The organism is Propioniciclava sp. (assembly GCF_029977985.1).
In the GTDB taxonomy this organism is placed as follows: Bacteria; Actinomycetota; Actinomycetes; order Propionibacteriales; family Propionibacteriaceae; genus Propioniciclava.
Genome location: NZ_JARKOT010000125.1, coordinates 1 through 10,178 on the forward strand (window position 1 = coordinate 1; position 10,178 = coordinate 10,178).

The 10,178-nt window shown below is 70.5% G+C and carries 10 protein-coding genes; all 10 read right to left on the reverse strand.

The genetic code is table 11. The features are described from left to right. Positions 1-47: 47 nt before the first annotated feature. Positions 48-563 (reverse strand): hypothetical protein, encoded by a 516-nt coding sequence (locus tag Q1K57_RS08030; protein WP_300080735.1) that lies wholly within the window; start codon positions 561-563, stop codon positions 48-50. Between the two features lie 79 nt (positions 564-642). Then, positions 643-2,427, reverse strand: coding sequence for a TraM recognition domain-containing protein (locus tag Q1K57_RS08035; protein WP_300080738.1), 1,785 nt, complete (start codon positions 2,425-2,427; stop codon positions 643-645). A gap of 26 nt (positions 2,428-2,453) precedes the next feature. Beyond that, positions 2,454-2,939 carry a hypothetical protein gene (locus Q1K57_RS08040; RefSeq protein ID WP_300080741.1) on the reverse strand — a complete coding sequence of 162 codons (486 nt, stop codon included), beginning with the start codon at positions 2,937-2,939 and terminating at the stop codon, positions 2,454-2,456. 70 nt (positions 2,940-3,009) lie between these two features. Next, positions 3,010-4,494 (reverse strand): ATP-binding protein, encoded by a 1,485-nt coding sequence (locus tag Q1K57_RS08045; protein WP_300080744.1) that lies wholly within the window; start codon positions 4,492-4,494, stop codon positions 3,010-3,012. Next, complete coding sequence (locus Q1K57_RS08050) at positions 4,491-5,309, reverse strand: hypothetical protein (protein WP_300080746.1); 819 nt, start codon at positions 5,307-5,309, stop codon at positions 4,491-4,493. The genes Q1K57_RS08045 and Q1K57_RS08050 overlap by 4 nt, the downstream gene beginning before the upstream one ends. Positions 5,310-5,419: 110 nt before the next feature. Next, the gene (locus tag Q1K57_RS08055; protein ID WP_300080749.1) at positions 5,420-6,886 is read right to left on the reverse strand and encodes an SCO6880 family protein; all 1,467 of its coding nucleotides are present in this window, start codon (positions 6,884-6,886) and stop codon (positions 5,420-5,422) included. 4 nt (positions 6,887-6,890) lie between these two features. Further along, on the reverse strand, positions 6,891-8,213 hold the full coding sequence (locus Q1K57_RS08060; RefSeq protein ID WP_300080752.1) for a conjugal transfer protein TrbL: 1,323 nt from the start codon (positions 8,211-8,213) through the stop codon (positions 6,891-6,893). 162 nt (positions 8,214-8,375) lie between these two features. Next, on the reverse strand, positions 8,376-8,645 hold the full coding sequence (locus Q1K57_RS08065; protein WP_300080755.1) for a DUF6112 family protein: 270 nt from the start codon (positions 8,643-8,645) through the stop codon (positions 8,376-8,378). Positions 8,646-8,767: 122 nt separating this feature from the next. After that, entirely contained in the window at positions 8,768-9,034 is a 267-nt protein-coding gene (locus Q1K57_RS08070) for a DUF6112 family protein (protein WP_300080758.1), read from the reverse strand. A gap of 35 nt (positions 9,035-9,069) precedes the next feature. Beyond that, positions 9,070-9,801, reverse strand: coding sequence for a hypothetical protein (locus tag Q1K57_RS08075; RefSeq protein WP_300080760.1), 732 nt, complete (start codon positions 9,799-9,801; stop codon positions 9,070-9,072). Positions 9,802-10,178: the final 377 nt, after the last annotated feature.

Below are 10,178 nucleotides of genomic sequence, written 5' to 3' on the forward strand. Positions count from 1 at the left end.
GACGGCGGGCGGGACGGTGGGGTCGAGGTCGTCGCTCATGGCGGGCCTCACATCGCTCGTGCGGGCTGTTCGGCTTCGACCTGTTCGGCCTCGACGTGCGCGAACGCGACGCCACGGGCCTGTTCCCGGCCGGGCTGCTCCCGGTCGGGCTTGTGCATGTCCACGGTGCGGCGGGGGCTGCCGACGTCGTAGTTCATGCGTGCCATGTCGTGCCCGAGCCGGTTCGCGATGAACCGCTGTCGCGGGGCTCCGGTCTCGGGGTGCGGCTTGTCGTCCATCCGGCCGAACGCGAGGAACACGTCGCGCTTTTGCAGGTGGCGGTCGCCGTGCATGGCGGCGCCGTCGAACGCGACGATGCTGTGGAAGGTGGTCGGCAGTTGGGTGCGCGACCCGTCGGGGTGGTAGTCGTAGTGGATCTGGCCGGCGCGGAAGAACAGCGTCGGCTTCCCGTTCTCGTCGGAGAACTTCGGCGTGGTGGCGACGAACCCGTAGAAGCCCGCTTCCAGTTCAGGGGTGACGTCGGGCTCCCGCGACGCCGGGGTGGTGGGGTCGTGCTCGCTCATGAGAATGCTCCCTGATCGTGTCGGTCGGCCAGCCGTGCGGCGGCCGTTGCATCAGGGAGGTGTGCTCGCCGCCTCCCGGTCACTCGGCCGGTGCCGACCCCGCGGACTGCGCAGCCGGGGGTTCGCCGGCTTGGAGGAGGCGTTCGATCTCGGCACGGTCTGCCTTGAGTTGCTTCCCGTCGGGGCGGGCCGGCCACGGGGTGAGGTCGGTGATGATCGGCGGCGCCGACCGCAGCAGGGTGACGGCGGTGCCGAACGGCAAGGTTCTGATCCGGTCGGGCGGCATGATCGAGACCCTGCGCACGGACCTCTGGTTGGAGCGGGAGCCGTAGTCGCCGATGGTGGTGGTGTCGGTGAGCTCGTCGCGCTCCCCGATCAGGGTGGAGAGGTCTTGGAGGTCTTTCGAGTTCGACGCGCCGCCGAGGATGAGCTTCACGATGGAGGCGTCCCAGATCGCGCCGGCCTGGTGCTCGCCCCACTTGTCCCGCGCCTGCGCGAGCGACTGCAACACCGCGAGGGTCGTCACCCCGCTCCCGCCGCCCTCAGCCATCAATGTCGGCAGGCTCGGGAGTGGTGCGAGGTTGCCGATCTCATCGAGCGCGAGCAGCAGCGGCGGGTCGAGGCGGGCGCCGGTGGAGCGGGCGGCCAGGCGGCGGGCGGTCTCGATGAGGTCTTCCACCAGCGCCGCCACCAGCGAAGCGCTGTTCCCGGCCCCGGCGCCGGTCGCGAGGAGGAACAGCGTGCCCCGCCGCCGGATGAACGCTTCCGGGTCGAACTCCTCACCCTCTGACGGAGAGACGGTGTCGAGCACGCGCGGGTCGGCGAGCGCGGCGAGGGCGAGGGAGACGCCCTGCCAGATCGAGTCACGGGTGCGGGGTTCGGAGTCGATCATCGACGCCAACGCGTCGTTCCACCCGACCGCGGCGTCGGGGTGGTTGGTGAGGATCGCGACCGCCTCGGCCGCCGCCGAAGGGTCCAGCGTCCACCGGAACAGCTCGACCGGCTTGCGGCGATCCAGCGCGGCGGCGTGCAGCAGGCATTGGAGCGCGGCTCTCGTCTTGCCTTCCCAAAAGTCGCCGCCCTCGACCCCGCCCGAGGACAGGCCGGTGGCCGAGGCGAGGCCGGCGGCGCGGATCATCGCGGTCTGCGGCGACTCGCAGCCCCGGATCGGCGACCACCGCAGACCCGCAGGGAGCCCCTCGGCAAGGCGTTGCGGATCGAACACCGCGACCGGGCCAATGCGCGCCCTCGCGCGCAGGCACGCGGTGAGGTTGTCAGGGCGCGTGCTCGTACAGACGGCCGCGCCCGGCGCGTCGAGGATCATCGGAATCACCACATGGAGACCCTTGCCACTCCGCGGAGCCCCGAGGAGCAGGATGGAGTCTTCGACGCTGGCCCATACCGGGCGGCGGTGCGCGGTACCGATCCGGTACCCCACGTCCGTGGGCGTCGGGTTGTCGAGCGAGGGGCGGAGATTTCCCGCGCGGCGCATCAGCGCACGGGTCGAGGCGACCTGCACGATCTCGTGCCCGGTCGCCGTGCCCTCCTGCCGATGCGGATCAGTGAGCGTCGCCTTGGTGTGGCGGCGCAGCAGCGACCACACCCACACCACCGAGACGATGACGACGGCGAGCATGAGGGCGGTGACGATCCAGTACACCACCGGACTCAGGCCCGATACACCGAGTTCGGCGCCGGGATCACCTGGGTCGAAGACCACCGCGACCCCGCCAGTCAGCCCCGAGGTCGGTTGCGGCAGCCCGGAGACGAACGCGGCGACACTGCCGGCGGCGCGCAGGATGAGCGCGAAGCCGAGCGCGGCGCCGACACCGGCCAGGAGCACGTTGGTGAGCTCGTCGCCCATCGGGGCCGGCTGCCGGCCCTGCCCGCTCACGACAGGCCCCGGATCGCGACGGTGCCGGAGACGCGGCCGACGAGGATCACCTCGGTCGCCCCAGCTCCGGCGATCAGTTTCGGGTCGAGGAGGGCGCGCACCGTGCCGTGCTGGGAGGCATCGGTGTGCCCGGTGACGAGCGCGACGGCGACATCTTCACCGGGAATGAACCCGTCACCCGCCTCGACCAGGACCGGATCGGCTGGGCGGCGCTTCTTGGCCGGCTTCGCCGGCCCCGGCTCAAGTTCCGGGGTCTGCTTCGTGCGGGTGGTGGCGGGGAGGATGTCGGTGAAGGCCGTCCCGTCCGACTCGCGCACCTCGACCCGCACCGGCAACGCCCGGTCGCGCGTCACGAGGTCGATGATCTGTCCGAACATGGCGCGCCGCCACGCCTCTGCCCCTGGGGGCGGGACGACCGGGTGGCCGTCGTGGGTGACGGTGAGGGTGCCGTCCTCGTGCACGACGAGCAACAGCAGTGGCACAGAAACGGGAACCGGAGTAGCGTCGTCATCAGCAGGCTTCATGCCCGTCAGGTGTGCCGACCCTCTCGGCTCAGCCCCTGGCCCGGACCCCCGTCTCGAACAATTCCAGTTCGTCGGGGTGCAGTTGGTGCTGGATCACGAACGATCTTGACTTGATCTTCCACAGGCCCTGCCCGACGCCGAGCCCGGTGAGCAGCTTCCGCTCCGTTCCCGACAAACCGAGCGAGGCGCCGGTGTAGTCGAGCTGGTCACTGGACTGCCGGTAGACCACTCTCGTCTCGGCGTTCGCGAGGAGGGAGTTCGCGAGCGACCGCATGGCCGACCCCGCATCGCCGACGTTTTCGAGGTCGGCGATGCGATGGAAGATCAACATGTTCGCGATCCCATAGGCCCTGGCGAGCCGCCAGTGCGCATCCATCCGGCGCAGCAGCGCCGGGTGCTGCATGAGTCTCCACGCTTCGTCATAGATGCACCATCGCTGCCCGCCGTCCGGGTCGAGCAGCGCCGATTCCATCCACGCGCTGGAACACGTCATCAACACCGAGATCAGCGTCGAGTTCTCGGTGACGCGGCTCAGATCGAGGGAGACCATCGGCAGGGTCGGATCGAACTTCTCCGTGCTGGGGCCGTCGAACAGGCCGGCGAGATCACCCCCGACCAATCTGCGCAGCGCGTGCCCGGCCATGCGGCCGTCCTCGGCCAGCCGCCCGTCCGGGTCGTTCGACGGGGCGAGCAGGTGCGCCACCACCATCGGCAGAGTCGGCACCGTGTTCTCCGCGACGGTCTGCGCGAGCGCCGCGTCGACGGCGGTGTGTTCCAGCGGGCTCATGGGGCGTTCGAGCACGGTCTCGGTGAGCGCGCCGACGAGGTCGCGGCGGCGCGAGGCGACGGTCGCGGCCCACTGCTCGTCGTCCATCGACCGGGGCCGGTATCCCTCATCGAGCGGGTTGAGACGCGTGCGGAGGCCGTGGCCGAGGGTGATCGCCCGGCCCCCGACGGCCTCGCACACGGGCGTGTGCTCGCCTTTCGGGTCACCGGGCACGTACACGCGCCGCCCGAACGCGAGCGAGCGCGTGTAGAGCGACTTCGCGAGCGCCGACTTGCCGGAGCCGACGATGCCGGCGAGGACGAGGTTCGGGGCGGTGATCTGGCCTTGGGCGTAGAGCACCCACGGGTCATACACAAAGCTCCCGCCGCTGTAGAGGTCCTGGCCGACGAACACGCCCCCGCTGCCGAGGCCGCCTTCGGCGAGGAACGGGTAGGCGCCGGCGAGCACCGCGGAGGTGTCTTGATGCCTCGGCACCCGGAACCGGCCCGGCGTGCGCAGCGCGGCCGGCCCCGGTTCCCCGGCCGAGGGAAGATACCGGGTGGCCTTGCGCTCGGCGCGCTCCGCGGCCGCCTTCTCCCGCGCCTGGGCGCGCTGGGTGCGGTGTTGTGCGGCGACGAGCTCGGCGGCGGCCCGGCGGCGCTGCTTGCGCAGGCGTCGCCGCTCCTTGGCGGGGGTCACGAGTACCGAGGTGTGCAGCCGTTCCGCCTCCCGCTGCTGGCCGGTCATCGGGTGATCCCACGGGCTTCGGCGACGTCGGCGATCGCGTCGGGCAGGAACCACGACCCGTCCCGCCGATCCTGCCCCCGATGCCGACCCCGCGCCGGCTCTTCCGCGGCAGGCGTCCCCACCGCCGGTGCCTTGGCTGCCGGCGCATCGGCCTGCACCGGGGTGTCGATGCCGAGCAGGTCCGGGTCGGGTGGTGTGTCGATCTGCCGGGTCAGGCCGACGTAGCCGAGGTCGGGACTGTAGGTGAGGGCGTAGACGTCTCGGGTCGCGACCCGGTCGGCGGGTGTCTGCGGCGGGGTGTCGTAGACGTACCCGTTCTCGAGCGCGTCCTGGACGGTCTCGTCGCCGGCATCCCAGCCGGCGAGGAACTCGATCGCGGCGTCCGTGCCTTGCCGGTCGATCATCTCGATCACCGGGTCGGCCTCGCCGCCTTGCAGGAACACGACACTGATCCAGCGCTCATCCCGGGCCGGCTGCCAGGCGATCCGTCCGGCTCGGTTGAACGCCCGGTCGAGTGTCGTATCGGCCTGGTCGACGAGTGCCGAGGCTTCGTGGAGGGCTGCGGCCGTCTCGAATGCGAGCTGGGAGCCTGCGGCCGGGTCGCCGTCGTCGGTTGTAGCGCGGCCGGTGTGGTGCTGGTGGGCGCGGGCGAGCTGGTCGAGCACCTGCCCCAGTCGGCGGGTGGTCGCCAGCGTCTCCCCAATGATCGGATACAACACGTCGGGGTCCTCGACGTGCTGGGTCGCGTGTGCAAGCCCCCGGATGGCTTCTGACGCCTCGCGTGCGTCGGCGTGCGGGTCGGAATAGGTCGGCATGATCGGCTCCCTTGAACTGGCGGACACAGCAGACGCCCCGACCCCGGAGGTGAAAGGGGGTCGGGGCGCTGTACCGGCCAGGTGCACCCCGGCGGCCACGGGACCGCCGGTCAGATGCGGCGTGCGAGCGGGAGGGCCGCGGCCGTGAACGCGGCCGCCTGCTGCCCGACCAGCAGCCGCGTCTCGCAGGAGGACTGGATTGCGGCCTGCTCGATCGCGGCGACCGCGCTATCGAGCTCGTCAGTGGTCGGCGCGGTGACGGCGATCAGGCCCGTATACCGCAGGAGCCCGTGTCCGGCCGTGAGGTCGTTCTCTTGCCGGAGCACGTCCTGGTACTCCGCGGACTGGCTGGCGTCCTCGATCTGCCCGAGCTTCGCCCGCTGGTTCGAGTCGCTGATGTATTCGACTTTCTTCTTGCGGATGTCACGGACGGCCTGGTCGGTGCGCATCGGGGTGCACAGCAGGCTGATGGAGCGTTGCACGCCGGTGGAGAGCATCACCGGGGCGAGGAACCCCGGATAGGTCAACGCCCGCGGCCACTCGCTGATCCACAACACCGCGTGATACCCCGAATCGGTGCGCAGCCGGTCCCACGTCTCGACCACGGCGACCGGGCCGGCGGTGGCGAGCTGGTGGCCGAGCTGCCCGTGCCGCTCCAAGGTGGGGCCGATCGCGGGATCGTAGGCGGTGCGCAGCATCACCGCGAGCTCCCCGGTCGTCAACCACCCGGACGGGTCCAAATCAGCGGCACGGAGCGCGGCGAGCAGGGTCGACATTTCTTGTCTGAGCACGTTCGCTGCGCCCTTGATGCCGCCGCCGGCGGTGCGGATCTGCCGGCCCGCCGCCCGCATATCCAGGCTCAGTGACAGGGTGGTGGCGTGGCGTTCCCCGGCGGGGCCGGCCCGGTCGATGAGCTCGGCGTAGGTGGTCGCCACCCACGAGTCGTCGCCGGGGGAACCGTGCTCGGCCCACCATTCCGCGAGGCCCTGCCCCGAGTCGGGCAGCGTGCGCTCCAGCACCTGCAAGGCGGCGACTCGTCCGGAGCGGCAGACGGTGGCGAGCACGCGCCCCCAGGAGGTGACGCGGCGGTGCTGCTCGGCCGGGTCGAGGAGCACGAACGCGGGATGGGTGACCGCGACGGCGACGGTGAGGGTCGAACTGGTGGGGTCGTGGATCATGCCCGCCCCGGTGACCGGGTCGACGTACTCCCGCAGCCGCGCCATATCGCCGGGCAGCGCGAGGGTGCCCTCCGGTCTCGGGGCGACGATGCGGCGCCGGTAGAGCAGCTGCCCGCCCGTGGTGCGCCACAGCCACCAGAACCCGACCGGCACCCACTCCACGAGCGGGCGGGCGCCGGCCTTGACCCAGGTGACGAGGATCGCGAGCCCCCAGATCGGTGCGGAGTATGCGAGGAGGATGCCGCCGCCCAGGTAGAAGGCCAGGACCAGGGCGGCGCCGCCGATGCCGACCGCGATCAGCTGCGACAGCGACAGGCCGAGGATGATGCCGCGGCGGGTGAGGCGGGAGAACTTCACCGGCTCCAGCTCGCTGCCGGTGCTCTGTTCGGTCGAGGCCATGGGGTTATCCCTTTCCGTCCGTGGGCGTCTTCGGCAGCGGCGGGGACGGCGGAGGCGGCGTGCCCCCACCCGGCCCGCCATTGCCACCGGGCTTGCCCCCGTTGCCACCGCCGTTGTTGGCGTGGTCGGTGGTGGCTTCGGCCTGCTCGCCGAGCTGACGGCCGGCCTTCGGCCCGGCCTCGGAGCTGTCCTTGGCGACCTTCACCGCGGCGGTGGCGACCATCACCGGGACCGGGCCCGGCGTCGGACCATTGCCGCCCGGTGTCGGGGTCTGCCCCGGCGATGGCGAGGGGGTCGGCGGCTTGCCCTTCGGTGCTTGACCGCCGCTGTCCTTGCCGCCGCCGCTCTTGTCGCCGCCTCCGTCGAGCACCTTCTTCGCGTCGTCGCCCTTGGGTTTCGTCGGCAACGGCACGGGCCGGTTGAGGGCGTTCTTCGCGTCCTGCTCGCTGCCGATGGAGTTGTAGAGGTCGAAGCCGACGAAGCTGATGAGCCGGTACACCAGGTACGGGCTGAACGCCGCGATGCCCATGAGCACGATCCCGGCGATCGGCTCGGTGACCGCGGTCAGATCGGCCGTGATGGGGGTCGCGACCTGCGTGATCGCGACGAGGAACACCACGACGAGCACGAGCTTGGACACGCACAGGGCGACGAGGAACATCGCCCATTTGCCGATCCACCCGCGGGTGGCGTCCCAGGACGCGCCGGAGAGGGCGAGCGGGGCGAGCACGACACTCACGAGGATGAGCGCTTTGCGGATCAGCAACGTCAGCCAGACGATGCCGACGGCGGCGATCATCAGCCCGGCGAGGAAGATGCTGATGATCGCGCCGACGCCGGGGGCGGCGATGTTCAGTGCGGCCAGGGCGTGTGCGAGGAGGAGGAGTTTGTCACCGAGTGTTTCTGTGGTCTCACCGGCTGCCTGCACGATCCCGATCGAGAGCTGATCGACCGCCTCCAACAGCAAGGCCGTCAGTGTCAGCACGACGAACGAGCCGAGGATCGACTTGCCGGCCCCGAGCGCTGCCCGGCTGAGGGCGCCGGGGTCGCGGCGGACGAGGCCGGTGATGAGCTGGAGGCAGAAGAAGATCGCCACGACGAACAGGGCGATGCCGAAGACGATGTTGTAGACGGATACGAAGCCCTCGTGGGTGAGATCGACCAGGGTCGTCGTGTCGAACACGGTCCACATGGCCTCCATCAGCCAGGCCGCGGCTCCGGCCATCGAGGAGGCGAGCCAGTCGAACGGGGCCGCGATCAGGCTCGCGGTGCCCTCGCCGACCGCATCGCATACGTTCGAGATGACGGGGATATCGCAGACGCTCACGCCGCCGCTCCTTTCGGGAATCAGTGCTGGTGGGAACTCCGGGCGCGGTGCCCGCCGCAGGCGTGCGGACAAGTGCCAACTGGGTGGTCAGATGCCAACTCGGTGGACACGTTGGGCGGTCAAAGGGCCAACTCCGACGCACGTTTCGCGGCCGAATCGCGGCTAGACCTGCTGGCCCACGCCCCAGAAGAAGTTGATGAGCGCGACGCTGGCGCCACAGACCACGGCGGCCCCGCAGGAGATGAGCAGCCCCGTCTTGCCGCGGCCGGCCAAGTGGGGGTTGCTGCTGTTGGAGCCGTAGGCCCACACCACCGCCGAGATGATGAGGGCGAGGACGGCGAGCACGAGGCCGACGGTCATCACGGCGCCCACGATCACGCGGAGCTGTTCGATGCCGGGAAGCCCGGAGCTGTTGGGGTCGATGTCGATCACGGCAAGTCCTTTCACGAGACGAGATGGGTGGATCTGCCGCAAGGTGTCCTGCGCACACCACAGCGCCCGTTCCGCGGGGAAGCCGGAACGGGCGCAGACCAGAAAAAGAAGGGCGGGTGGGGTTAGAGCTGTTCGCCGACCGATACGAGCCAGTTGATCCAGGCGACACCACCGCCGGCGAGAATCGCGGCGCCGAGAGCGACGAGCACCCCGACGCGGCCTTTGGCGGCCATCTGGTAGTTACCGCCCGCCGAGCCGACCGCCCAGCAGATCGCGGACACGATCACCATGAGCACCGCGACCACGAGGACGAACATGAGCAGGGCGCCGGCGATCTCGCGCAGCTCGGCGATCCCGCTCAGCCCCTCGAAATCCGGGAAGATATCCATGCCGACAGGTGCACCCCGCGCCTCCCTCGGCCCGTTCACAGGCTCCGTGCCGGGCCGTGGCCCGCGTCCAGCTCCGGCGTAGCGAACGGCGACGCTCCGGCCGTTTGCCGCACCGTCCGGGACGTGCCGGTCTGCGCTGCGTCGCGCGTTGGGGTCTCAGGTGTTCGGCGGGTCGCAGCTGGATGTTGCGTGTACCAGTGGCGCAGCAGCCGGCCGTCGTCGGCCCATTCGTCGCCGATGGTGTCGGCGTAGTCGCGTCGCCGCGACCACTCGGTGTGCCCGGCGGGGTCGTGCAGGCGGTGCCAGTTGGTGGCCTGCTCGAACCGGGCCTCACGCGCCCGCGCCAGCGACGAGACATATCCGACCACGCGGCCCGGCAGCTCGGGCTCGTCCCGGTGCGCCCGCCAGGAGCGGATGAGCGTCTCCTCGTCGCGCTCGTGCTCGGCTGCGTCGACGGTGAGCACGTTGGCGCGTACCCAGGCCGCGTCGTGTCGGTCGCCGAGCCAGGCGATGGCCTGCGCGAGCTCGACCGTGCGGTGCTCCTCGACTGGCAGCGGGTCGTCGCGGTGCTCACGCCACAGCGTCACCGTCTCGCGGTGCAGCCGGTCATACGTCTCGCCGTCATCGCTGAGGTCGGCGATGAGGACGGCCCGGTCCCACCGGGCATAGTCGGCGGGGTGGGTGCGGGCGAACCAGGCTTCCGCCTGCCGGGTCTCGATCAACGGAGGCCGCCCCTCGGTCGGCGCCGAATCGTCTGCGGTATCCATGCCGACAGGTGCGCAAGGCCATCCTTGCCGTGACGATGACGGGCGGGCCGCTTACATTAGATGTACGAATCGTGCATCAGATGCAATCGACTGGGAACCCGCGTTCTCCGCGTGATTCCCGGCGAATCCGGGGCGCCACAGGGCCGGCGGCGGGCTATTCGGGTGGTTCGAATATCCGAGACTTAAACCGGCGCTAGCAATTATTCGAAGCGGTTGAAATGTCCATGCCACGAGGAGCGCGGCAGAACCCATGGGGGTCGGCGACGGTAGGCTGAGGTCGTCGGGCGAGGAGGGATCGCAAGCATCTGGTGCCATGCGCGACGCTGATCTGAGAGGTGGTCTGTTGGCGCAGGAGGTCCCCGTTCCCGGTAACCCGG